This is a genomic window from Pseudobdellovibrionaceae bacterium (genome assembly GCA_020635075.1).
In the GTDB taxonomy this organism is placed as follows: domain Bacteria; phylum Bdellovibrionota; class Bdellovibrionia; order Bdellovibrionales; family UBA1609; genus JADZEO01.
On record JACKAM010000002.1, the window covers coordinates 558,194 to 582,650 of the forward strand.

A 24,457-nucleotide genomic window follows, 5' to 3' on the forward strand; every position below is an offset into this window, starting at 1 on the left:
TCACGTGTGGTTTTTGGCTCTCAGACAAATGCTTTCCCGAAAAAAGCAAACAACCCTGATCTTCCTGGGCGTTGCATTCGGAACAGGCATTTATGTGATTATTGCTGGTATGCAACTGGGAATGCGTAACTACATCTCTGAACAACTTCTCAACAACACAGCTCACATCCTCATCAAAGGCAGCGAGAGGGATATCGAGGAAGGCGAGCTACGCGAGCGCTTTTACTCCGCGGAAAGTTTCATTAAGTGGATTGTGGCTCCGTCGGGAAAGCGGGATGAATCTCGCCTGGAAAACCCTCATGGCTGGTTCGAAAGACTGGATCAGGAGCCTCACGTTGTTGCCTACGCTCCTCGGCTGTCGATTAATGCGATCGTAGCCCGCGGTGGCCTACGTGCCAATGTTGGTCTGACCGGCATTATTCCCGAAAAGCATATAAAGGTCACCAGCATTGCCGACTATATGCGCTCGGGGAGTCTTCAGGGTTTAACCAGTGGTGGGAAAAAACTCATCTTGGGGTCGGGCGTGCTAAAAAAGATTGGCGCGACTGTCGGAGAAACTATTCGCGTCTCAACCGGACTGGGAGAGGCCCTGCCCTTTAAGGTTATTGGTGAGATCCACTTGGGTAATAAGCAAATCGATGACTCGATGATTCTTGCACATATCACCGATGCCCAGGCTTTGAACCACTCCCCCGGGCGAGTCAGCGAGATATCTGTAGCCCTTGACGATATTGAACTGTCAACACCCCTGGCTGAGAAGTGGTCCCTTTACACAGGGGACGATGTTCAAGGTTGGGAAGAGGCCAACGCCAGCTTTATGCAGTTAATTAATATTCAAGACATCATGAGATATATCATCACTGGGGCCATTTTGATCGTTGCCGCCTTTGGTATTTACAATGTTCTCAGTATCATGATCAGCCAGAAGCAAAAAGAGATCGCCATCCTCAGAAGTATTGGCTACGCACCTGACAAAATCCTTCAGCTTTTCATGATCCAAGGCTCAATGCTTGGCCTTCTGGGCGGCGGCGCAGGGTTAATCATTGGTCTTGGTGCCTGTTTAATTATTGGTAGCATCGACTTGGGATTTGAAATTGGCAAGGGTACCACCCTGCTGATTTCCTACGACTGGGACATCTACTTGACCGCATTTGTTGCTGCTCAGGTAGCGGCCGCCGTCGCAAGCATTATTCCCGCCCGCCATGCCGCAAAGCTCACGCCTCTTGATATTATTCGCGCTAATTTGTAGGAGACCCTGACCGTGCCAATTCTCGGAAAAAATATCATAAAGGAATTCGGCGATCCTCCTCATCGGGTTCTACATGAGATAAATGTGAACATCCAAGACGGTGAGTTCGTCTCGATTTCCGGAAAATCCGGTTCAGGAAAAAGTACTCTGCTCTATATTTTGAGTACTCTCGACAGTCCCACTAGGGGCGAGGTCCATGTAGATGGCATGAATATCGCCACCCTAAATGATACAAACCTTCACTCATTTCGAAACCTCCATGTCGGGTTTATTTTCCAGTTTCACTACCTTCTCCCTGAATTATCGGCCATAGAAAATATCCTCCTAGGACCGAGAAACATCGGGCAACATGAGGAGCTCCGAGATAGAGCCCATGATTTACTCAGAGACTTTGATATATTTGATCAGGCCGACAAGCTGCCTTCCCAAATGAGTGGCGGACAGCAACAGCGGGTGGCCATTGCCCGCTCTTTGATTATGAATCCCCGTTACCTATTTGCTGACGAGCCGACGGGTAACCTGGATACCACCAACGGACAAATGGTCATGGACATCCTTAAGGACCGGAATAAGACTAATGGAACGACCGTTATTCTTGTCACCCACGAACCAGACTATTCCGCTATTGCCGACCGAGAGATTCATATGATCGACGGACAGGTGGTCCCTAACCATTAAACCCTTTTGATAAACTGCTCACGATCAAAACGAATGCGTGGACCATAGACCCCGCCAGCAGCTCTCTTGCCTGCGCTGATCACCATTACGACTTCAGCCCCACGAGGTAACTTGAGCAGTTTTTTGATTCGCCGAGGATCGATACCCTCCATCGGACAGGTGTCAAAACCGTAAGCACGAAATGCCAGCATCAAATTTTCACAAGCCAATGCCGTTGTTTTTACCGCCCAGGTGAAGAGTTGATCACGATTCGCCGGCAAGGCAGGAATTGGCCGAAATAAACTGATCCCCCACATTCCTAATGCCCGCAGCCTGCCCCAAATGGATAACGGACCAAGGGTGTAGGCCATGGGCACCAGCTTCTTATAATAATCGATGGCCGGCTTTGGCACTGGCACAGAGGATTTCTCAAACACCTCCACCATTTGTTTGGCATTGGCCTTATAGGTATCGATCCGAGCAACAGCGACAATGAGGGTCGGAGCTGTGGCCGCTGCCGGCTGAGAAAAACAATTGCGGGCCAACTCATCTCGCTTCTCAGGTGTCTTTACCCAATAAAACTCCCAGGGTTGAAGATTGGAGGAGTTGGGCGCTTTCAAAGCTAAATCTAGGCATTTCTCAACGACGTCATCCGGAATGGGATCGGCCTCGTAACGACGCACACTTCTCCGTGCCGCAACCAGTCGCTCAAAACTGTCTGCTTCAACCAAGTCTTTACCATCATTGGAAAACTGCGGATCAAACTGGAGATCCAGATCCTTGTTCACTTCAGTCATGTCCTCTCCTTTTATCCCGGTTAAAAAGGAAATTTCTTCAATCGGGGCTCTTCTCTACCCCTTGGGTGAGAGTTCAGGCACAGTGCCCTCGTTTACCCGAGGGAGGAAAAAAATGAAAGCTGGAATCCTAATTATTTTGGCAGCACTTATCCAAGCCCCATTGGCCCTGGGCTTAGCAACAAGATCCTGTCCACAAAAGATCTCTGTTGAGTTTGGACAGCCGACGGTCGAAAAATGGTATGCGGAAAAAGCCTATGCCGACTTTTTCGCCAATGGCAACACCGTGTCCGCCGAGCTGGTACTTAAAAACACCTGGAGTTCTCAATGCTCCTATTCTAGCGTTGATTCTTCAGGACCGGTTTTTTCCGCTGTATTAAAGGGAACCTTCCGTGAAGGGACCAGCAACCCGGCAAAGATGGTTGTCTATATGTCTTTACCGATTCGGGGATTAACTGAGAACGACATTGGTGCCGCCGTGGTCTATTCTCCGCTCGCGACGGTGACCACTCAGGGCATTCAGCTCAAAGGCACCACCGAACTTTACTATGAGAGCGAAATGTGCAGCTGGGGTGACTGTATCCCCGACCATGTTTATCTTGGAGTTTTTGGCTTAGCTAAGGCCCAATAGGTTCAGGAAATCCTTGAGGTCTCTCCAATCCCGATTACAATAGCCTATATCACAAAGGGGGGTTGGAGTTGATCTTCACTAGACGATTGCTACTCATTATTGCTACAGCGATTGGCGCCCTGCTGCTCCACGAACAGCAGGCTCCTGCCTGGACAATTGCGAAAATAAGAGGAACGGTTGAACTTAAGCGAGGTGACACCACCTCTCCGGCGACACTCAATACAGAACTTCAATCAGATGATTTGATTATAACTGGACGCTCTGCCCGAGTTCTCTTATCCGAAGGCGAATCCAAACTGTGGCTGAGTCAACGCAGCCGGCTGAAGGTTGGATCGCTGGGGTCTGGTGGAGGTAAGCCTAGCACGATTGATGTCTCCTACGGAAAAATTCGGGCCCTTATCAAGTCAGATCAAGCAAAAAAGTATCAATACAAGATTGAGACTGCCGTAGTTGGTGTACGCGGAACTGAGTTCTTTACCCACAGTGATGAAAGTGGGCAGACGATTTGCACCCTTGAAGGACAAGTTGAAGCCACCCTAGAAGATGGAACAGCAATCCAGGTCAACGAAGGGCAGGGGCTCAATTTACGCACCGGCGAGTCCCCAAGCCTTGACCCCAATTCCGATTTTCTGGTCGCACAGTGGGTGGCGGACACCTCTTTTGAGCCGGAACGACCAGCCGTCTCTCTTGACTATGATGCAAAGCCTGGGATCCAACAGTTGGGTGAATCCTTGTTATTTTGGGGAGCTTCGTCCACGCTTCACTACTGTAGTAGTTCAAACTCCGACTTTAATGATCAAGTCTCTGATGATCTCAATTGTTTTCGTGCTCACCTGCGCCCCATCCTTCAGTATGGTAAATCGACAAGATTTTACCTAATGCCCTTGGTTAATATTTACCAGACCAACACTCAAACCCAGATTGATGATTTTCCCTCTTTGACTGGCAACAACCGAACCACCCTGACTGCTGCTGAGGCCTATTTTGAATCCCCCTGGAACCAATGGAAATGGCGGCTGGGATATCAGAGCGTGGAATGGAATGACGGCGTCTTGTTTTCGGCCAGAGATTGGTCTCCTGAGCCGATCACCCATCTGGGATTGCGAGCTCTTGGCTCTCTCGCTGGCTGGAAGGTGGACTTTGTGGCCACAGATGCTCATGAAGAGTCTGAACCCCTGGATGGGCATACTCAGGTTTCGATCCTTGGCGTGAACTTTTCCCTCCCTGATGATTCCGGCAGCATTTACCTTGCCCATACCAATTTCGGCAGTCATCACAGTGGAAAATCTCCCTATGCCTTTGGGCACGAGATTGTAAATGTGGGCTTGTACACCAAACATCGGTGGAGCCGATCAGATCTGAAGGCCTCTATCCTTTATCAGGATCATGTTCGGCACGTTGATGCTAGTGGAAGTAAAGGATCCGTTCAAGACGGAATGGGTGAATTGGAATTCGGGTTTTACCCATCTGGCACCAAACCTTTTCGTGTCGGCGGCCGCCTCTCCAGCGCGGGCCGCAATTATATACCTGTCTTTGAAGACTACTACAGACTTGGTCTCAGCGGTCTGGTGAGCAGTCGTGCAAATTTGGATCAGTATCGACTCTTTATCCAATGGCAAATTAGTGACAATCATCTTGTTGCAGCCGACTATGTTTCCTCTAAAGAGAGGTCTGCCACAGGCTTTGTTCGCCAGTCGATTGACACAGAAAATGGCGCCACCATCGGCCAAGAATTTGATTTACTCTATCAATGGAAACTCAACCCCAAACATCAGGTCATGTTTGGGGCATGGCACTTTATGCCGGATAAAATTTCAAACAATGAAGACGCCGCAACGGGATATCTGGTGAGACTTTCCTCCTCACTCTAAGGAGTCGAGGAGGATTCACCACCGGCGCTTATTTTTGGGCTTCGGTTCCCCGGTAGCGATTATCAATAATCACATCGTAGCTGAATATGCTCTGCCCCTGTCCGGTGCCACCAATCTCTTTTTCTCTTTGGGTATTGAGAATCTTGGCTAAAGCTGATGCGTCCTTTTTCATTTCATTGCCTTTTTGTGTGATGTAGTCATCTGACAATCCAGCGAAGAATGATTCCGGCTGTGTAGCCTTAAGGTGATCCCGGTATTTAATCAGGACTTTGGCGTAAATTGCCTGATAGGCCTCTTCCGTGAACTTGCCCAAACCTCCAACTTTTGCAATCGTCGTAGTGACAAAGTTCACTCGGCAACGGTCATTTGGATTCAGGCCCAGCTCTTCGGCTGGCCCCTTGAGCTTATCAATCAAGGTCTTCACTTTTTGCTGATCGTCACCGAATTTGGCCAACCAGGCTTCTCTGCCTGAACTGCTGCTCGAATCGAATTTGCAGGGTGCATCCATAAAAAAACTGCTCATGTCGGTGTACGGAGTTTTGATTTCCCTGGATTCAATTGCCTGGGCTGCAAATGTTGCGGCCAACAAGCCTAGGCCCATCAATAGTCGGATCACACTGATTCTGTTCATTTTAATACCTCTCCCTTGGGCGCACGTGAGAACGCCGGATTTATCTCCATCTATATAGATGCACCTATTTCAACCCCTATGCCCGGCCTGTACCCTTCCTCGTGGCCCCTGAAACGGGACATCTTTCCCAAGGCGCAAGAATGTCCCTCTCGCGTCCAAGGCTTAAACAATCGGCCGGGGGCCTCAAACCTCGCCTCAATGGAGCTGGAATGGGAATTGCTCGTAAATAGGTGCAATTATTGGTAAAGGATGATCATGAAAATTCAGCTCGCAAAGAACCTACGCAGAGAAATCCTTAGAGGGCACCCGTGGATCTACGCTAAGGCTTTAAAATCATTGCCTTCTTTGCCCAATGCCCAGCTCGCTCAATTGGCGGACTCCAAGGGGGAGCCACTGGCCTGGGTTCTTTGCGACCCCCACTCACCCCTTGCGGTGCGGGTGCTGTCTTTGGAGAGAAAACCTCCCCAAGACTCCTTTTGGCAAAGGCGATTTCAAAGGGCGCTGGACCTCAGATTTCCTCTTCTGAATGAGTCGACCAACTGTGTTCGCTTGTTTAATGGTGAGGGTGACCTCCTCCCGGGGCTGGTGTGCGATCTTTACGACGATACCGCCGTCATTCAGTTTGACGGTAAGGGCCCTGGAGAATTTTGGAATCGGGACCAGCTCTGCGGCTGGCTTGTTGAGAATACACCAGCCAAAACGATTGTCGAAAAATTCCGCTCTGGGAGCAAAGAGACCCACATTGTATTAGCAGGTCAACTCTCATCGCCCGAGATTGAGGTAAGGGAAAACAACTGCCAATACATTGTAAACGTCATTGAAGGCCAGAAGACCGGTTTCTTTTTAGATCAAAGAGAGAACCGACATTATGTGAGAAGCTTTTCACGCGAACTCAGTGTCGTGAACCTTTTTAGCTACTCTGGGGGCTTTTCCATTGCCGCCGGACTCGGTGGTGCTGAGTCAGTCACCAGCGTCGACATTTCTCCGGGAGCCATTGAACTTGCAGAGCGAAATTGGTCACTGAATCAACTGACACCAGAGTCCCATCAAGCCATCGTCGCTGATGTATTTGAATTTCTCCTTGATCAATCGCAAACCTGGGATTGCGTGATCGTTGATCCCCCCTCAATGGCCCACTCAGAAAAACAAAAACCCCAAGCCATCAACAAGTACCAGGAGTTGTTCTCTCTGGCCGCAAAGAAAGTGACCTCGGGCGGACATCTGGTCCTGAGCTCTTGCTCCAGCCATATCTCGTTTGATGATTTCTTTGCGATTATTAATGAGTCGCTGTCAAAGGCTCGAAGACGCGGACAGGTTCTGCGGATTTCTGGACAGGGATCCGATCATCCATTCCCTCATATCTGTCCCGAGCTCCGCTATTTGAAGTTTGCTCACCTGGCACTCAATTAAGGCGACTTCTCCATCTGTAGACCTGCTGGTCATCAGCCATTGAGTGTGTTTCCTTATACGCAAGGGCATAGCAGGGGATTTGTTGCCAATATCCCCCTATCGACTTATCTATAACAGTATGGATGACCTGAAGATTACCTCATTGCCTGGCGCAGATTCCTTTGCTGACGATTTAACTAAGCTCATCACCCAGAGATTTCACCATCTTGGTCCTGACTATCGGCCACGCACTCATCATTTGTTGGCGGACGGAAGGCCAAAGTACACCAACCGATTGATATTGGAGACCAGCCCCTACCTTCTTCAACATGCTCACAATCCTGTAAACTGGTTTGCCTGGGGGCCAGAGGCATTCTCTCTCGCCGAAAAGCTTAATCTCCCTATCCTAGTGAGCATTGGCTATTCCACCTGTCACTGGTGCCATGTGATGGAAGAAGAGTCTTTTGAAGATGAGGGAATTGCCCGCTACCTCAATGAGAATTTTATTGCCATCAAGCTCGACCGTGAGGAGCGTCCCGACATTGATGCGGTTTACATGGCTGCTGTTCAGGCCATGACCGGCAGCGGGGGATGGCCGTTGAATGTTTGGCTGACACCGGACAAAAAGCCGTTTTTTGGTGGCACTTATTTCCCTCCCCTGGATGGCTTTCGCGGGGCCAATATGGGATTCCTATCTCTACTGAAGATGCTCAAAAGAGCCTTTCAGGAGCAAGCGGAGCAGATTTCAACGTCGAGCGAAAAGCTCGTCGAGGCACTCAACAAGGGGATGCGCCCTGAAGCCGGTGATGCCTTACCGGGCCCCGAAGCCATCCGCCAAACAGTGGCCTACTACAAAGACAACCACGATCCCGTAAACGGTGGAATGTCAGGTGCGCCTAAATTTCCGAGCAGCCTTTCCACTCGCCTTCTCTATCGTTACTATAGTCAATCTGATGATTCCACGGCCTTGGTGATCGCCAACAAGACGCTCACCAAAATGGCACAGGGAGGAATCTACGATCAAGTTGGTGGAGGATTTCATCGCTACTCTACCGATCCCTTTTGGCTTGTGCCTCATTTCGAAAAAATGCTTTATGACAATGCCCTTCTGACACTGTCTTACCTAGACGGTTATCAGGCCACTAGGGATCCGGAATTCAAGCGGGTGGCTCAAGACATTCTTGAATACGTCACCCGGGATATGACATCAGTTGAAGGCGGGTTCTTCTCGGCTACGGATGCTGACAGTCTTGACTCCCAAGGACGCCGAGAAGAGGGCTGGTACTTTACCTGGACACTGAATGAGCTGGAAGAAGCTGGCCTGACGACAGACGAACTTCAGTTTGCGAAGACCCACTACCTAGTGTCTGAGCGTGGCAACTTTGAAGGGCGATCCATCTTGAATACCCAAAGGTCTGTGGAGGAAACCGCCCTGTCCCTAGGGCACGACTTGAATCGTGCCGAGGAACTACTCTGCTCTGCGCGGAAAAAGCTCTATCGTTTTCGTCAGACCAAACCTCTTCCAATACGAGATGAGAAGGTTCTTGTTTCCTGGAATGGATTGATGATTTCTGCCTTTGCCAAGGCGGGGCTGATATTGAGTAAGCCCGAGTACCTAAAAACCGCTGAAAAAGCGGCTGGATTTTTGATTTCCCACATGATCACAGATGATCAGCTAATGAGAAGCTTTAAGGACGGACAGGCGCGCCACCTAGGCGTTTTGGACGACTATGCCTTTTTCATAGCAGGTCTCCTCGATCTTTTTGAATCAACGGGAACTATTGACTGGCTCAAACAGGCCCAGGCTCTCGACACCATACTGGCTCTTCGATTTGAGGATTCCGCCGGTGGTTTTTTTATGATGGACCAAAACCAAGAGAATCTGTTGGCCCGGGAGATGCCCGCCTATGACGGGGCGGAACCATCGGGTAATTCAATCGCAGCCCTCAATTTGCTGCGACTTTATCAGATCACCGGCAATTCGACTTACCTCGAAAGGGCTCTACGTCTGTTTAAATCCTTTAGTGGTAATCTTAAATCACGGCCAATGATCTTGTCTGAAATGCTCATTGCTCTTGATTTTTATCTGGCAAAAGGACCTCTGGTCATTTTGCTTAAATCTGGACAGGATCCCAAGGGCTACAAAGAGCTTCTAGATGTATGGCGCTCATCTTATTCCCCACAGGCGACTCTCATCCAGGTGCAAGAGAATCAGATTGAGGAGCTTAGCAAGATCATTCCAGCCCTAAAGGGAAAAAGCTGCCTCAATAGCAAATCCACGGCTTATTTCTGCATAGAGGGCTCCTGCCGCCTGCCCACCAGCGATGCCGTCGCCCTTGGAAATCAACTTAAGACCGAATAGCGGACCTGCACAGGCACTAGCCAAGTGTCTCATTTTGAGACACTTGGCTTCTCACAAACAGACGTGCCAGTGTCGTACCCCTGATCACCCGAAGTCCCATTTTCGTCACAACTTGGCTCCCAACCTCTCTTCTCAAAACAAGGATGTGCTGAGTGGCCCTTGGCTTGCTTACTTGTATAAGTGGGTGTCTTAGGAGGATAGGTCACATGGTTACGAAGGTAACTTATGGGAGACCTGGGGTCATGATTGTATGGGCCGTTGGCCTTAGCATTGTATTGCAGGTTGCACCTGTTGCAGAGGCTAAGCGCACCATTAGGCGGCCTGCCAATCAACATTCCCAGTTTAATCCCAAAGCATATAAGACAAAGCTTGCTCTAGCTTTGGCCAAAAAGGCTTACAAAGCAAATGGGCATATTCCAAGGAACTTTAAGATCCTATCGATCAATAAAACTACGGTCGATTACTACTACACTCATGGTCGGATAGGATACATTTGCACCAATTCCCACGACTCGTTGATGGATTTATCGGAAAGACCCATCTGTACTAGCTTAGGAGATTTGGTTGGAATTGAGGACCTGAACAAAGGGAAAATCCACCGCTTTTATCGCAATCCCAATGGCAGCTACGACATTATATTGGGAGAATTTGCCCTAGAGCAGTTTAAGTGCAAGGTCTTCCCCGGAAACCAGGTTGTTCAGGCCTGTTCCCCATGGAATAAGATAGACCTCGTTAGTCAGTGACAAGGCTAATTACAGCAGGCGGTAGATTTCTTTTTTGATACAAAGGTCTGAAACAACCTCAATACCAGCTTTCCTTGCCTTCTCTTCAGATTCCGGATGAGTCACCCCTTCCTGCAGCCAAATCACTTTTGGCTTTAGAGGAATCAACTCATCAATCAAAGCTGGAACATGTTCAGGAGCACGAAATACATCGACGATCTCAAGAGGCTGAGGAACATCCCGAAGGTTTGGATAGATAGGGCAACCGAGGATGTTGGTCTCCTTCGGGTTCACACCATCCACTTGATAGCCTCGATCCACCAAAACCTTACTAACCACAAAACTTGCCCTGGATGTGTTGGAGCTAATCCCAACGACGGTCACGCGATTATACTTTTGCAGAATTTCTTTGATTTTACTGTCTTCCATAATGACCCAGTTAACTCCCGATTGCTTCATTTGGCAAGAGCCGTGGCCATTAAGTTTACGAAAATATTAGGATTTGAACCTACCTCCAAAAAAATCCATACTCTTGTCATATAAAATCCTTCGCCGGACCATTAAGGCACATGGAGTTGATGATGGGGAGTGATCCGCCTCTGACAAACAATTCAGAGATATCAGAGGCCGAGTTGAGATCATTTCACAGCAAGGCCTTTCACTGGGCCCTTAGTTTGACCCAGGGTGACCATGAGGATGCGAAAGAAATCATGCAGAAGGTCTATTTAAAAATCTATGAAGGGCAAGCTCGCTATGTGGCTTCACCAGAGGCAAGTCTAAAAACCTGGCTGTTCGCGGTAATCAAGAGAACTACCCATGAGCATCGCCGGAACATTTGGAAGCGGCTTTTTCGCGAGAACCCGTCTTTGAGCACGGACAGTTCGGAGGAAAATAGGGACTTCTTTTCCCCCGAGTCCCTTGACCAACGGAAGCGGGTTCTCGCCGCTCTTCAATCCTTGCCAGATCGCCAGAAGCAAATCATAGAACTAGTGACTTACCATGATCTAACAGTTGCAGAGGCGGCCCGAGTGATGGATGTCTCTCTTGGTTCAGCGCGCACACACTACCACAGAGCCAAAGAGAAGTTACGACAGTTATTAAAGGGGGAATTGGTATGAGTTCTGACAAGAAAAAACCAGAGAAAGATTCTCTCGACCAACTCATTAGTGACGCCCTTGAAACCCATTACGGTCGGCAACAGGATCCTTCCTTTGACGAACTCAAGGACAACTCCAAAGGCACGGATATAGGACAGGTTTTGCCCAGACCCTTTGCCTGGAAATGGGTGCCGGCTGCGGCGGTTGCAGTGGCCATACTTTATGTCGGCTGCCCCACGGTAATGGACCGATGGAACCAGAGACAAAATGAGATGAATCAAGCCCAGGTGTTTTTTCGCCAGACCAACTGGGACGGCCCAACTGACTTTTTGATTGAAGATCTACCAACCAATGAACAACTCAATTCGGTGCCCCAGTTTGACGGAAGTATGTGATGAATATGGAGGGAATTATGAAATACGTGATTTTAGCCGCTATCTTAATGACAATGACGATTTCCGTTTCGTCTTACGCCGATGATGATATCCGACCTGATCTCCCCCTCAATGTTGAAGGCCCCCCTCCGGAGGGATTTCAAATGGGCTTTCCCGGACCCCAGGGAGAATTGGGGGACTACGGACGAAACCACCGTCGGCACGGCAAATTTGAAAACCGCAGGGGCTTTCGCGGACAAAAAGGAATGAAGCGAGGCCGTCGTGGCCCGCGAGGGATGCGCGGCCATTTGTTTCCGCCAGAGTTGGTGATGAGGCAACAAAAGGAACTCGGACTTTCGGATGACCAACAAAAGAAGATCATCAAAATTATGTCGACTTTTCAGGGCGAAGTGGTGCAACTCAACTGGAACTTAAAGTCAGAGGAGCAAAAACTGGATGAACTTGTCTCAAAGGACAAGGTTGACGCCAAAGCAGCTGACAGCCAGATTCAACGAATCCTTAGTGCAGAGGGCAAGCTCAAGGCAAAACACCTTGGGATGCTCATCGAAGTCAAAAATATTCTCAATGGGGAACAAATTGAAAAGCTCAGGGACCTTAAGCAAGAGCAGCGGCGTATGCGCCGAGGCGGCCCAATGGGACCCGGCGGACCGGGTGACCATGAGGGTCCTCCTCCCGGAGAGGATCACGATGATGGGGATGAGGACTAAGAGCATTTGACATCGGAAACCATATAAAAAAAGGGGTCCTCAGCTGAGGACCCCTTAGCACTGGGTCATTTAGTGTTTTAGGTGTTAATAGATTGTCTCGGGAATTGGAACCGACATTTGATAGAAATCCACTGGCGCCATCCAGTCTGAACCGTCCTGCAATGGAGCTGCAGAGACCTCATTGGAAACTGCCGAGCAGTCATCATTCCAAGTAATGTCACGCGATCCCCGCTGGGCGCAGTAGGGATTACCGAACTGGCCCAGATGGGCCGCAATTTGCTGGCCGGCTGTATCCACTGGCAATCCAAGAGCTACGCCGAGGGACTGACAAAGATCCGGATAGTTCACACAAAAGCCATTCAATCCGAAATCGGCAATGTTCTCTGTGCTTGATTCAGCTCGACGCATAAAGTACATCGCTGCCTTAGCAGCCCTTCTGTTAGCCACAAAGTCCGTGTAAATTACCAAACCATTTTGGTCGTTGCGAGGAGTTTCGCAGGTGACTGGATCTTCAAAACTGGCCGCAGCACCGTTGTAGAACATGGTCACGCCCTTCCACAAGCCGTTATCTCGACCGACGCGGAGATAGGCTGCTTCGGGATCGTCAGCATCTGCAGGGTCACACAAGGTGTCCGAGATCTGAATCTCAGTCTGCCAGCTGTTACTGTTTGTGAACGTCACATTAACAGCAATCTTTCCACCTTTAGACTGAGGGTTATCGGCTTCCAGAATGGCGATATCGAATCGCAACTCATAGTGACCTTCCTCAACCTTGATATAACCCACAGGACGGTTGGCCTGTTTTAAAAGAAGTTCAAAATTAAGAAATGAGGTCTTGCGGTACTGAACCGTCACGTCGTCTTTTTCAATGTGCATAGTACCAGTTGAACCATCTGGGACCTGCCCAAGACCACGGGCCACATCGCGAACAATCAAATGGCTAAATCCAAACATCAATCGTGCCGTGCGCACATAAAAGCGCAACAACCTCGGCTGACACTCCATGAAATCCAAATCACCACAGATGTCATCCTCCTGAGCCTTACTCAGAACTCCACCTGGCTTAGCCAGAACTTCAGGAGTTTCATCGCTAATTGACTCGGGTACAAACTCATCATCAATGGCTTTGAGATTGCCTGCCAGAGCCGCAAGTGCTGCGTCCTGTTTGGCGTACTCTTCATCCTGCTTGGGTTGATCCCCACAGCCTGAAGCCATAAGAAGTGCTCCGGCAAGTCCGATTATTAGCCAGTTGTTTTTATTAAATAGTCCCATGATTAGGCCTCCGTTCGTGTATTTCCTCATCCAATTTCCAAGTGATTGCGAACATACGTACAGCCTGCGAACACTTACTAAACGTCTTGGTCCAGATTTGTGTGCCAGGAATTCTGTCAAAATTTATAAATACTTGTTTTTACAGCTCTTTTTGCCTAACCGAAAAGTCGGCAAAAAAAACTGGCACAACGCCGCCCTGCCGCCCGTTTATTGATTATCAGGCGGACTCGTTGTGCTCACGTTGATTCATGTTTTGTGTGAAATGCCGATGAGCCTGAAAGTGACGTAAATTTGCCTGATAAACGCGCTGAAAGTGACTGCTGCGACGCCAGCGCAGCCGGAGGCGGACGACGCCTATCCAAGTGATAAGTGGAGTTCGCCGATGGCGAGCACGCGCCTCAGAAGTCGCTTACGGTGCGAGATATAACGATTTAGCAGGTGAATTTACGTCGCTTTCAGGCGCTGTTACGGGGAATCAATCAGCGGGGGCAGGTCCTTTAATGACTGGTGATGAAAAGATTGACTGCAGAGACGAAGGAACTGTGTCTATGCTTTATCAAAGACTAGGTCGCCCTGCACTAAGCAAGACTTTGTACTTGGTTGGACAGCGAAATGTGGCCGAAGAAATTGTGCAAGAAACTTTTGTGAAGCTCTGGCAGAAAAAGCCAGTGTTTGAATCCCTGCGCCAAGCCTACGCCTGGGTCTACCGCTGCTGCACCAATTCGGCGATTGACCATCTGCGCAGCAAAGGAAACCAAACTCTGGAGCTTGAGGCGGAACAAACAGCCGAGTCCATCGGTCTCGACCTTGAGCAAAAGACGGACCTAAAGAAAACCTGGAAAGAAATTCTTGATACACTCAATGAGAAAGAAGCTGAGCTATTTGTTTATCGCTCGGTTGAGGGAATGAGTCAGGATGAAGTGGCCGAAGTGATGGGCATCTCCCGACGGACCGTCAACCGAATCCAGGACAAATTAGCCAAAAAGATATCCAAAATTCAGGAGCGCCGCCATGCCGGATAAAACAAAACAAGAGCGCCGCTCCCTTTATCGCGACCATCTTCGCATTTTGAAAATAGAGGATGCCAACGTCCCGCTGACCGATCAACAAATGGCTGAGTTGGGCCGCATCGAAGAGCTAGAGCTTCCTCCTCTGCGCTTACCGGCGCCTGAGCCCTCTTCGTTCCGGTGGCTACAGTGGATGCTCTCGCCTAAATCGCTGAGTGTCTCTATTGCGGTCGCCTTTTCACTTGTATTTACTGTTTTAGTATTGAAACAACCCAAAGATCACCTAACTGCAAAAGGTGCCATCAGGGTTTCGGTCTTCTGGGAACGCGACGGGAGGGTCTCACCCTTTAATTCTGAGACAGAACTTAAGGACGGAGATCGAGTCGGCTCCTCGGTTCTCAGTGCGAGCGAAGCCGTTGCCTACTGGGCCATTTCTGACAGCGAATTCAATGTCATCAGTGATCCGGACGACATCCGCACGAGTCGCATTAATCTTGAACCCGGAGAATCTAAAAACTTTTCCTCAAGCTTTACCCTCGTCGCGCCTAACCAAGGCGAACATTTGATTGTCATCGTCTGTCCAAAAGAGGAACATCAAGGTGGCAAGAGTTCCCAAAAACTAAATACGGTTTTCAACCAGGAATTTGTTTCCCAGTTGATTTCAAAGGGACAAATTGAAGCCAGCAACTGTATGTATGTTGGCTATCGCCTAAGGAGGTTGGCAAAATGAAACTTTTAAAATGCCTTGCCTCTATTTTTCTCCTCGTTGGTCTTGCTCACCAGGCCGGCGGCAAAGACAATATGGCCTTTCATGCCCTGATTGTCAGTGCCGAAACATCCTATTTAAAGACTGAAGTACCTCTCAATTATGCTGAGCTCGACGCGGACCGCGTAGCCCGAGCCATGAGAAAGGCGGGCCGCACCCCCCCAGGCTCCATTCACCGCCTTAAGAATCCCAGCATTGCTGAATTCAATTCTTACGTGCGGAAGATGTCCAAACAAGGGAAGCGAAAATTCCTGTTTTACTTTTCCGGTCATTCGGATGAGCAGGGTCTCCATCTAAAAGACGGTCTCATCGACAAAAACCGATTTCACGATATGCTCCAGACCATCACCTCAAAGGTGAAGGTTGTTATTTTAGACAGTTGTTTTTCGGGAGCCTTGAAAACAAAAGGGGTCAAGAAATCTCAACCAATTGATCTCGTCCACTATGATGTGGATGAACCAACAGGTTCTGTGGTTTTGACTTCCAGTTCCGGCGGAGAATTTTCCTACGAATCGGAGAACCTAAAGGGAAGTATTTTTACCTATCATCTGGTCTCCGGCATCTATGGGCAGGCCGACGGCAATGAAGACGGTCTGGTCACCATTGATGAGCTCTATCAGTACGTCTATTCGCAGACCAAGTACCAAAACATGGTCTCTGGCGGCCCGGTTCAACATCCGGAATTTGATTCCAAGCTCACGGGACAGGGCGCACTTGTTGTTTCCTTCCCGGCTCGCATCAACGGACGAATTCAGCTCCCCAAAGGACTTCATGGGGAACTCACTCTTGCGGCCGCCAATGGGGTGACTTTCTTTAAGTTCTTTAAGGCCAAAGGTGAAGACCGCTCGATAAGTCTTCCCTATGGCACCTACGATGTGACGGTCAACGAACCCTCACGGGTTGGCACGGGTCGAGTGGAACTTCTTTCGGATGAAGAGATTCCCTTGCGCAACAACGATCTTGTCTGGAGCAACCGTACCCAGGACAAGGTTCAATCCAAGGGCATCGAGAAGAAAGAGCGTATGGACGAGTTTCTCTTCGGCATCAAGCTTGGCAGTCACCCCGGGTTTGTCGAGGGACTTGAAGGCGGCGGTAGTTCCGAGATCTTTATGCTCACCCCTGCGGGTTCCTTCCTCGGTGGGGGTTGGCGTTTTGCCATTAATGCCGGTAGCCAAACTCACGACATCAAGAACACTCCGGCAAAGGTTTCCTTTGAGCGCTTTACAATGGGATTTGAGGCTGACTACCGAGGGATTGACAGCTGGAATAATGATTGGATATTTGGCCTAAGAGTTGGAGGCCTTGAATCAAAAACCGATATCGAAAGCGCAGGCCTCACTCATTTCACTCTCGGCACTAGGTTTTATCCCCAAACCTTTCCTTTGAAATTTGGCGTGCATTTGGGATTTGAAACAGCGACATTTAAAGACTCCAAAAAATCGGAAGACGTATCGACCCTGGAATTCTCAATATCCTATTAGCTTGAGGACAGTTATTTGCGGCTACTGTGGTGGTTGATTTTGACTCTCGGATTGGCACTTCCGCTGAAGACCTTTGCCGAGTTCGCGCACAAAAGCGAAGGGCAAGTCCGTTTTACATCCAACGCCAATTATGAAAATGGAAGTGAGGACTCAGATTGGATTCTATCTGCAAGGCAATCATCGAATGGACGGTTTTCCCTCGGCGAATTTGGGCTCCGCGGCCAATTGGACAAGTACATTTCTGAGTCCCAAAACGATGCCTTTTCCTGGAGAGGTTCCTTCTCCAGACCTCAGAGTACTGACAATTCTGATTGGACACTATGGTCTGGAATTTTTGGCACCCATTATCTTCAAGGGGCTCCAGGAAACACTGAGTCTAATTTCGACCAGGTTGGTCTCGACATTGGTGCCGAGTTCTTCCATCAACTTGGAACCGCGGAAGCGGCCTTGGGCCCTGCTTATCAATTTAAGTCTTATAGTAACTTCGACGGCCGTAAAGATCACACTCTGTCTGTTTACGGAGAGGTTCTCTTCTCCCCTCAGCGATGGAAACTGATCCCGAGCGGCGATTTTGGCTATACCAATTCAAGCCTCAGCGAGTATTCTAAGCTGTTCCTCACCCTCTCCTTTCGTGCGGAGTTCCAAACCCGGGGTCCGTGGAGTATTGAGGGTGAGTATCTCATCCGCTCGACCAGATTCACTTCGCGCACCATCGCTCAGTCGACAGCCGTGTCACGAGGACGCGGCCAGGTCACCTTTAGTACTGTCGAAACCAACGAAAGTCACAGCTACCGCGAGTTCTCGTTAGCTGGATTTCGGCAACTTTTCGATCAGTGGAAAATCTCCTGCGGTTTTAGGGCCTTAAGTCAGATCTCTAAAAGCGGCATTGAGGATTATTCATCTCTAGAGATGTTTGTCCTCATGACTTCGTCTTACTAATAAACCAACCAAGGGGCTGCTATGTTCTATCGTATTTTTGATCACTTAGGGACGGCACTATTCGTGGGAGTTCTTGCTCTGTCTCTAAATGACACGATCGCGCAGGCTGACGATACAACCGAGATCGAGGCCGCTGAGACGGCCACAGAAGAAGCCTCAAAAGGTGAACACTGGCGCGAAGCTGTCATGGCCAAATATGAAATCTCGGAGGAGCAATACAAAAGTCTTCAGGATCAGGGTCTTAAAGGAAACCAAATTGCTATTGTCGCTGGTCTAGCTAAGGAATCAGGAAAGAGCTTGGACGAAGTTGCTAAGATGAGAACCGAAGATAAAATGGGTTGGGGAAAGATCGCCAAAGAAATTGGCGTTCATCCGAGCACCATCGGACATTCGGTGTCTGCATTGCGCAAAGAGGTGAAGTCGAACCGCCACGAGGCCAAGCAAGAGCGCAAGAGAGAACGACGTCAAGCCAGGGCCGAAAAGCGTGAGGCACGAAGAGCCGCGCGGACGGAAAGAAGAGGTAAAGGACCAAGGAAGTAATTAAAACTGGTCCTCAAAGATGAGCTTCCACTCATCCGGATTGTGGATTTCAATGACCTTGTCCCGCAGATCCTTGCGGGACAATATCTTCTTAAGCACGGGCACAATGTGCTCATCCACTTTGGATAGGATCTTAAACAGCCTAATGGTATGACCGATACTGGCCTCGCGACACCCCTGAGGCAATTCCGATCGCGGCTGCCAAAAGGACTTAGCTTGCCTCTTGGCTGCCCACCAATAATGACGCCATATCGGAAAATTAATAAAAATGATGAGTTGCGCTCTCTCAAAGCGTCTCTCAATGACATCTAGGGGACCGAAGCCGTCAATAATCCATCTATTTTCATCCGCCACTTTGTTGAGAATTTCTCTGGTTTCCTCCTCGGGTCGAGGCTCGAATCCTGACAGGTATTGAATAGAATCCACGTGAGTAATGGGGAGTCGCCTCTTCATTGCAATTTTACGCGCCAAGATGGTTTTGCCTCCGCCACCATTTCCGATAATGGCAATGCGAGTGAAGCGCTCGTCCTGGGTGCCCCGTTCCCTGGGCTCCGGCGTGGATTTCATGCCTAATATTCTATGGATATTCAATTGGAATTGGAAGACCTGAGCCGAGAATAATAGTGAAATGCCCCAGACTCTAGCCTGAGCTTGGGGCATTTCATAGGAAGAAGAAGTGTTTATGAGAAGGAGTCCTTAAGGCCAGCGAGGGCCAAGGACCCGAAAATCCAAATCAATTCATGATCAAATGGTCCAGGTTATTTTTGCTAGAATTGTTAACCGTGTGGCAGACCTGCCTGAGCTCTTCATGAGCAACCTCCAGTCAGCACATCCCTGTTTACCCTGACTTGTTTCATTGCAAGTCACATGCGCGGGTGATCCATCGTCAGATCAAAAAAACCGCTATCTCGGGTATATGTTGATGTTGGAATTGTTACGGCGTCGAGAACTTCGACAGAATTACTTGTGATCAGTCGGCCTCGCTGACACATTTTGGGAGGAAAGCGCCAACTGCTGATCAACCAAGTGATCAAAAACCTGTATGAGATTATCGTGTTGTCGCCTATGCAGCGGGAAGCCCACCGATTCGCCAAGAAGTTCAATTGTCTGGTGAATGGCCTCAACCGTGGACAAATATCCCTGCCGAGGCTGTTTTCGCACGCGAAAGCGGGATTCTCTCTCTGGGGTAAAACAAATCCTCGGTAGCTGAGAAAGGTTTTCGCTTTCTCGAATCATTCTATTGGCTGTTCCCCATGAGCCATCAATCACAAAAACGACCAGTTTTTTCTCAGGAGGAACCAAGTGACTAAGCACCTGATCGTCACACTGACTTAAGTTCAATGATAAACCCTTTGGGTAGAGTATGACTGGGAAAAAGCTTTGGTCTGCTAGGATCTTATTCACTCCCAAATGGTGGCCAAAGCTCTCACCCCTAAAAAGATGGGAATCCTGCAAAACAAGATGGGAGAGCCGTCCTGTCGCAATTCTCTTTCGCGCCTCCACAGGATGGATCAGGATGACGAATTTAATCTTAGGGTCAAAGGCAAGTATTTGGGAGCAATAACAAGCCAACTGTGGTTGAAAGCAAACTCCACAAGAGGGACGAAACCGAGCTCTTTCTCTGAGGTCCTGCTCCAGTTTTTTGGCTCTGTACTGTTGAATATTCAAACCCCATCTCCCAGCAGATTCAACCCTAGCCCATCCCATAAAAAGGGTCTATACTTGCTTTTAATGGAAAATCCTTTTCGCATCAAATACCGTCGCTCAATTCTGATTCCCCTGATTATTGTCATCAATGGAGTGGTTTTCTATAAGTGGCAATCGGCCCCAGCTGACGACCTCAATAGCTATATGGCCCAGAATTTTCTGGTCAGCTGGGAGGCATTGCAACAGGGGCGTGGCTGGGTGCTACTCACCTCTGCCTTTTCTCACCTACACTTTTTCCATTTTTTCATAAACATGTATGTCCTGTTAGGCTTCGGCTCATTTCTTGAAAAAACCCTGGGTAGACTTAGATTCCTAGTTTTTTATTTAATTGCTGGAGTCGTTGGCTCCCTTGCCCACGCCATGGTCTCAGCCTTCTATCTGGGAGACCCCAGCCTGCCCGCTCTGGGAGCCAGTGGCGCCCTGGCGGGTGTCATATTGGTATTTTCGCTCCTATTCCCAAGAGAAAAAATTCTGATCATGGGAATCATTCCTGTGCCGGCGATCTTTGGCGCCGCACTGTTTATTGGCCTTGATATCTGGGGCCTCGTCGCACAGAGCGAGGGGGGAGGGCTGCCAATTGGCCATGGAGCCCATTTGGGTGGCTCTTTTACCGGAATAATTTACTACCTTCTGTTTTTACGTCCCACAATCAGCCGATATCGGCGACAAATCCTGGTGGGATGATAATCTGACGTAAAAGGAGAATCACTGTGAAGACTCAAGGTTTCATGTTGTTAATTGGGATTATACTAGGATGGGCAGGCCCATCCCTGGCTCAACTTGAGGTGAGTAAAATTCCTGAAACCATTGAGCTCAAAGAGAAGGACGGCGGGTGCCTGGATGGTTCGCCGTGGTCAAGCTCAAGCCTCAGCGAAAAGGGCAAGGTTCAGGTTTTGTTCTATGTCGACCCGGATGAAAAAGATGCCAACACCAAATTTGAAGATGAACTCAAAGTGAAGGCTGACGACGAAGGCTACGAGTTTGACTCCGTGGCCGTTATCAACATGGCTGCCACCTGGAAGCCCAACTGGATTATCTCTTCTATTCTGGAAGGAAAGCAGAAGAAATTCCCCGACACCCTATACCTAAAAGATCTTAAAAAAGTTTTGGTCAGTAAGTGGAGCCTAAAAGATGACGCCTACAATGTGGTGATCTTTGATAAGTCCGGCAAAGTGGTCTTCCTGAAATCTGGCGTATTGTCGGCAGAGGAAATGGAATCAGCCTACTCGACAATCAAAGAAAACATGTAAGCCTGTTATCCATGACGGCGCCGATAGGACAGGTCTTTTGCCGCCGTCTCCCAGTCGGGAAACTGAAATTCAAAACCAGATTTCAGTAGTCTCGTGGGAACCACTCGCCTGCTCTTTAGCAGCAACTCGGTATCCGTTCTTAAGACAAGGGCTCCCAGCTCAGCCATCCACTTCGTGGCCGGAAATCCGATGGGAATTCCCAGAGCAAGACGAAGTTTTCCCATGAACTCTTTTTGTGGCAAAGGACCAGGTGCACAGAGGTTCACAGGCCCGTCAATTTCGTCATGGCGAATAAGGAAATCAATGGCTCGGCAGAAGTCCAGATCATGGATCCAACTCACGTACTGGTGACCACCCCCAATTGGGCCTCCCAATCCGAGCATCGTCATCTTGTAGAGGACATCAAACACCCCACCACGACCGGGACTCATCACCATCGCTGCCCTTAAGGCCACCTTCCGCGTTTTTGGAGTCTTCGCCTCAGACAGTTCCCGTTCCCAGGCCTTGGCAATTTCGATGCTGTACCCCCAATAGGAAGGGGCATCCAATTCTTGTCCACCGATAATTCCTGTGTCCTCGTCATTTGCCTGATCAAAACGATGGGAATAGATCGTCGCCGTGCTCATTTGTAACCACAATGCGGGAGGCCTGGATGCGCCCTCAATGGTTTGGCCAATCACCCTAGTGGACTCAACCCGAGAGTCCATCATCTCTTTTAGGTTGGTTTTGGTGTAGCGACAGTCCACGCTCCGGCCGGCAAGATTGACCACCAGATCCGCACCGTCGATAGCCTCAGCCCAATTTCCCAAAGTGCGACCATCCCATTTGATCCAGCCCTTTTCTCCCGAACGGCTAAGGTTCAAAACTTGAATCGCTTTATCCCGAGAAAAGTGCCGCCTAAGGATGGCCCCGACCTGCCCTGAGCCCCCGGCCAATACAATCTTCATCTCTTCTTCTCCAAGAATGGGAGATTGGCTTGCCGCCCCTTGTCCATACAATTTCGCCTGCCCGTTCGCAGGAAAGTCTTTCCCCCAGTCTACAACACAGCACTCTGTTGTCACTTAGGATTCTTGCGATCCACCAACTCTTGGTGTTACCCTTAATCCTTGAGACCAAAGGAGTGAATTTGTGACCAAAAAAGCCAAACTGGAAGTTCGACCTTCAACCTATGAAGACATTGAAGGAGTACAAGAACTCGTTAAAAAGGTCTATCGCGGTATGGGCGGTTATTCCAAGGATTCCCTGCGTGGACAAATGACCAATTTTCCAGAGGGCAACCTTGTCGTTTTGCTGGATGGTAAAATCGTTGGCTACAGCGCCTGCATTATCTTAAAGGAGCAGGATGTTCTCAAACCACACACTTGGTACGAGGCAACGGGCGGTGGCTTTGGCACAACCCACAATCCTAAGGGAGAGTTTCTTTACGGTTTTGAAACCTGTGTTGACCCCGAGATTCGTCGCCACCGAATCGGTGCCCGCATCTATGCCGCCCGCAAACGTCTGGCCAAATACTTGCGTCTTAAAGGAATCGTATTCGGTGGCCGGGTGCCTAACTTCCATCACCATATCGATCGAGTGAAAACACTTAAGGCCTACGTCAAGCAGGTCAAAGCGAAGAAGATCAAAGACCCAACTCTTGAGTTTCACCTGCGCAATGGATTTGAACCCATTGGCATCTTGGAGAACTACCTCCCTATTGACAACGAGTCCCTGGGGCACGCCGTTCATCTGATGTGGAAAAATCCGGAATATGTTTCGCCTAAGGCAAAAAAAGGCTCACTACTTAAACCAAATTTTGTTCGTGTTGTGAGCGTTCAGTACAAACAGCGAATCATTAAGTCGTTCAAAGAATTCGCTAACATGGTTGAGTACTATGTGGACGTGACTTCTGATTATAGGGCTGACTTTGTACTCTTCCCGGAGCTCTTCACCATGCAGCTCCTGTCCATCAAAAATGAACAGGTGCCACCCAATGTGGCCATGGAACACATGACCCAGTATGCAGATCGCCTCAAAGAGATGTTTTACAAGCTGGCGATCAAATATAACGTCAACATTATAGGTGGCTCCCACCCCACACCAGTGGGAAATCACATTGAAAATATCAGCTATATTGCCCTTCGCAACGGAGTGATGCATGAGCAGTCTAAAATTCACCCAACACCGGACGAAAGATTCTGGTGGAATTTTGAGGGCGGCAACGAGGTTAAGGTGATTGACACGGACTGTGGCCCAATCGGCGTCCTCATTTGTTATGACAGTGAGTTCCCGGAACTCTCTCGACACCTAGTCAACCAAGGGGCCTTGATTCTCTTTGTTCCCTTTTTAACCGACAACCGCCAGGCCTATTGCCGGGTTCGTTACTGCTGCCAGGCTCGCGCAGTGGAAAACCAAATTTACGTCGCCACGGCCGGAAATGTGGGAAACCTTCCACGAGTGGCCAATATGGATATTCAATATGCCCAAAGTAGTATCTTCACCCCTTGCGATTTCCCCTTTGCAAAGGATGGAATTGCCGCGGAAACTACACCAAATGTGGAAATGGTGGCCATTGCCGATTTGCGACTCGACACCCTTATGGAAGCCAGAGCAAATGGGGCGGTTAAAAACTTGATGGATCGAAGACACGACTTGTACTCGGTCACCTGGCACCAAAAATAAAGGAGAGTAATCGATGATTCTCACCAATATCGAGATTGTCCCCGGACGAAACATTATTGAGCATTACGGTCTGGTCCAGGGAAACACCATCAGGGCCAAACATGTTGGCCGCGATTTCATGGCTGGCCTCAAAAACATATTCGGCGGCGAACTACGCGGCTACACCGAATTGCTCAGCGAGAGTAGACAAGAGGCCCTTTCTCGGATGATCGAACAGGCCACCGGGGTTGGCGCGGACGCCATCGTCAATATTCGCTTTTCAACATCATCCGTCGCCCAGGGGGCGGCGGAGATTCTGGTCTACGGTACGGCTGTCAAACTGGATTAGT

The 24,457-nt window shown here is 49.2% G+C and carries 26 protein-coding genes; 19 read left to right on the forward strand and 7 right to left on the reverse strand.

All coding sequences use genetic code 11. The features are described 5' to 3' along the window. The first annotated feature begins 4 nt into the window (after positions 1 to 4). Together H6624_12300 and H6624_12305 are read left to right on the forward strand one after the other, a co-directional pair. Positions 5 to 1,249: an ABC transporter permease gene (locus H6624_12300; protein MCB9085124.1), complete on the forward strand. Its 1,245-nt coding sequence runs from the start codon at positions 5 to 7 to the stop codon at positions 1,247 to 1,249. A gap of 12 nt (positions 1,250 to 1,261) precedes the next feature. Further along, positions 1,262 to 1,927, forward strand: coding sequence for an ABC transporter ATP-binding protein (locus tag H6624_12305; GenBank protein ID MCB9085125.1), 666 nt, complete (start codon positions 1,262 to 1,264; stop codon positions 1,925 to 1,927). On the opposite strand, the gene H6624_12310 is transcribed toward H6624_12305, so the two are convergent. Next, positions 1,924 to 2,703: a nitroreductase family protein gene (locus tag H6624_12310; GenBank protein MCB9085126.1), complete on the reverse strand. Its 780-nt coding sequence runs from the start codon at positions 2,701 to 2,703 to the stop codon at positions 1,924 to 1,926. The two genes, H6624_12305 and H6624_12310, sit on opposite strands and share 4 nt — an antisense overlap. Before the next feature lie 112 nt (positions 2,704 to 2,815). Here H6624_12310 and H6624_12315 point away from each other — a divergent pair, with 112 nt between their 5' ends. Together H6624_12315 and H6624_12320 are read left to right on the forward strand one after the other, a co-directional pair. Continuing rightward, a complete protein-coding gene (locus H6624_12315; GenBank protein MCB9085127.1) occupies positions 2,816 to 3,331 on the forward strand; it encodes a hypothetical protein in 516 nt (171 codons plus the stop codon). Between the two features lie 68 nt (positions 3,332 to 3,399). Further along, positions 3,400 to 5,202 (forward strand): FecR domain-containing protein, encoded by a 1,803-nt coding sequence (locus H6624_12320; GenBank protein MCB9085128.1) that lies wholly within the window; start codon positions 3,400 to 3,402, stop codon positions 5,200 to 5,202. A gap of 28 nt (positions 5,203 to 5,230) precedes the next feature. Here H6624_12320 and H6624_12325 read toward each other — a convergent pair whose 3' ends face one another. Continuing rightward, complete coding sequence (locus H6624_12325) at positions 5,231 to 5,833, reverse strand: hypothetical protein (GenBank protein MCB9085129.1); 603 nt, start codon at positions 5,831 to 5,833, stop codon at positions 5,231 to 5,233. A gap of 255 nt (positions 5,834 to 6,088) precedes the next feature. On the opposite strand from H6624_12325, the gene H6624_12330 reads away from it, so the two are divergent. From H6624_12330 to H6624_12340, 3 genes are all read left to right on the forward strand, one after another. Next, a complete protein-coding gene (locus tag H6624_12330; protein MCB9085130.1) occupies positions 6,089 to 7,243 on the forward strand; it encodes a class I SAM-dependent rRNA methyltransferase in 1,155 nt (384 codons plus the stop codon). An 82-nt stretch (positions 7,244 to 7,325) separates the two neighbouring features. Beyond that, positions 7,326 to 9,584 carry a thioredoxin domain-containing protein gene (locus H6624_12335; protein ID MCB9085131.1) on the forward strand — a complete coding sequence of 753 codons (2,259 nt, stop codon included), beginning with the start codon at positions 7,326 to 7,328 and terminating at the stop codon, positions 9,582 to 9,584. Between the two features lie 206 nt (positions 9,585 to 9,790). Then, positions 9,791 to 10,327: a hypothetical protein gene (locus H6624_12340; GenBank protein MCB9085132.1), complete on the forward strand. Its 537-nt coding sequence runs from the start codon at positions 9,791 to 9,793 to the stop codon at positions 10,325 to 10,327. A 9-nt stretch (positions 10,328 to 10,336) separates the two neighbouring features. Here H6624_12340 and H6624_12345 read toward each other — a convergent pair whose 3' ends face one another. Then, positions 10,337 to 10,735 carry a CoA-binding protein gene (locus H6624_12345; protein MCB9085133.1) on the reverse strand — a complete coding sequence of 133 codons (399 nt, stop codon included), beginning with the start codon at positions 10,733 to 10,735 and terminating at the stop codon, positions 10,337 to 10,339. A gap of 203 nt (positions 10,736 to 10,938) precedes the next feature. Between H6624_12345 and H6624_12350 the strand changes: the two genes are divergently transcribed. From H6624_12350 to H6624_12360, 3 genes are read left to right on the forward strand one after another with little or no spacing between them, the layout of a single operon-like run. Next, entirely contained in the window at positions 10,939 to 11,424 is a 486-nt protein-coding gene (locus H6624_12350; GenBank protein ID MCB9085134.1) for an RNA polymerase sigma factor, read from the forward strand. Next, on the forward strand, positions 11,421 to 11,798 hold the full coding sequence (locus tag H6624_12355; protein MCB9085135.1) for a hypothetical protein: 378 nt from the start codon (positions 11,421 to 11,423) through the stop codon (positions 11,796 to 11,798). The genes H6624_12350 and H6624_12355 overlap by 4 nt, the downstream gene beginning before the upstream one ends. Positions 11,799 to 11,815: 17 nt before the next feature. Further along, positions 11,816 to 12,505, forward strand: a complete 690-nt coding sequence (locus H6624_12360) for a periplasmic heavy metal sensor (protein MCB9085136.1) — start codon at positions 11,816 to 11,818, stop codon at positions 12,503 to 12,505. 84 nt (positions 12,506 to 12,589) lie between these two features. Here H6624_12360 and H6624_12365 read toward each other — a convergent pair whose 3' ends face one another. Further along, the gene (locus H6624_12365; GenBank protein ID MCB9085137.1) at positions 12,590 to 13,777 is read right to left on the reverse strand and encodes a hypothetical protein; all 1,188 of its coding nucleotides are present in this window, start codon (positions 13,775 to 13,777) and stop codon (positions 12,590 to 12,592) included. Between the two features lie 500 nt (positions 13,778 to 14,277). On the opposite strand from H6624_12365, the gene H6624_12370 reads away from it, so the two are divergent. Genes H6624_12370 through H6624_12390 form a run of 5 tightly spaced genes read left to right on the forward strand, consistent with a single transcriptional unit; the run spans position 14,278 to position 18,510 of the window. Next, entirely contained in the window at positions 14,278 to 14,799 is a 522-nt protein-coding gene (locus H6624_12370) for an RNA polymerase sigma factor (protein ID MCB9085138.1), read from the forward strand. Continuing rightward, positions 14,789 to 15,514, forward strand: a complete 726-nt coding sequence (locus tag H6624_12375) for a hypothetical protein (GenBank protein ID MCB9085139.1) — start codon at positions 14,789 to 14,791, stop codon at positions 15,512 to 15,514. The genes H6624_12370 and H6624_12375 overlap by 11 nt, the downstream gene beginning before the upstream one ends. Next, positions 15,511 to 17,031, forward strand: a complete 1,521-nt coding sequence (locus H6624_12380) for a caspase family protein (protein ID MCB9085140.1) — start codon at positions 15,511 to 15,513, stop codon at positions 17,029 to 17,031. Before H6624_12375 ends, H6624_12380 begins: the two co-directional genes overlap by 4 nt. Before the next feature lie 15 nt (positions 17,032 to 17,046). After that, complete coding sequence (locus tag H6624_12385; GenBank protein ID MCB9085141.1) at positions 17,047 to 17,970, forward strand: hypothetical protein; 924 nt, start codon at positions 17,047 to 17,049, stop codon at positions 17,968 to 17,970. Positions 17,971 to 17,991: 21 nt separating this feature from the next. Continuing rightward, complete coding sequence (locus H6624_12390) at positions 17,992 to 18,510, forward strand: hypothetical protein (GenBank protein ID MCB9085142.1); 519 nt, start codon at positions 17,992 to 17,994, stop codon at positions 18,508 to 18,510. On the opposite strand, the gene H6624_12395 is transcribed toward H6624_12390, so the two are convergent. After that, a complete protein-coding gene (locus H6624_12395; protein MCB9085143.1) occupies positions 18,511 to 19,077 on the reverse strand; it encodes a hypothetical protein in 567 nt (188 codons plus the stop codon). It abuts the gene before it with no gap. Positions 19,078 to 19,470: 393 nt separating this feature from the next. Continuing rightward, positions 19,471 to 20,178, reverse strand: coding sequence for a DTW domain-containing protein (locus H6624_12400; protein MCB9085144.1), 708 nt, complete (start codon positions 20,176 to 20,178; stop codon positions 19,471 to 19,473). Between the two features lie 63 nt (positions 20,179 to 20,241). Here H6624_12400 and H6624_12405 point away from each other — a divergent pair, with 63 nt between their 5' ends. Then, positions 20,242 to 20,901: a rhomboid family intramembrane serine protease gene (locus H6624_12405; GenBank protein ID MCB9085145.1), complete on the forward strand. Its 660-nt coding sequence runs from the start codon at positions 20,242 to 20,244 to the stop codon at positions 20,899 to 20,901. A 44-nt stretch (positions 20,902 to 20,945) separates the two neighbouring features. Further along, the gene (locus tag H6624_12410) at positions 20,946 to 21,467 is read left to right on the forward strand and encodes a transcriptional regulator (protein ID MCB9085146.1); all 522 of its coding nucleotides are present in this window, start codon (positions 20,946 to 20,948) and stop codon (positions 21,465 to 21,467) included. Between the two features lie 5 nt (positions 21,468 to 21,472). Here the strand turns inward: H6624_12410 and H6624_12415 are convergent, their stop codons facing one another. After that, entirely contained in the window at positions 21,473 to 22,414 is a 942-nt protein-coding gene (locus H6624_12415; protein ID MCB9085147.1) for a TIGR01777 family protein, read from the reverse strand. A gap of 271 nt (positions 22,415 to 22,685) precedes the next feature. Between H6624_12415 and H6624_12420 the strand changes: the two genes are divergently transcribed. Together H6624_12420 and H6624_12425 are read left to right on the forward strand one after the other, a co-directional pair. Beyond that, positions 22,686 to 24,128: a carbon-nitrogen hydrolase family protein gene (locus H6624_12420; GenBank protein ID MCB9085148.1), complete on the forward strand. Its 1,443-nt coding sequence runs from the start codon at positions 22,686 to 22,688 to the stop codon at positions 24,126 to 24,128. Positions 24,129 to 24,141: 13 nt separating this feature from the next. Then, entirely contained in the window at positions 24,142 to 24,456 is a 315-nt protein-coding gene (locus H6624_12425; protein MCB9085149.1) for a YbjQ family protein, read from the forward strand. Position 24,457 lies beyond the last annotated feature (1 nt).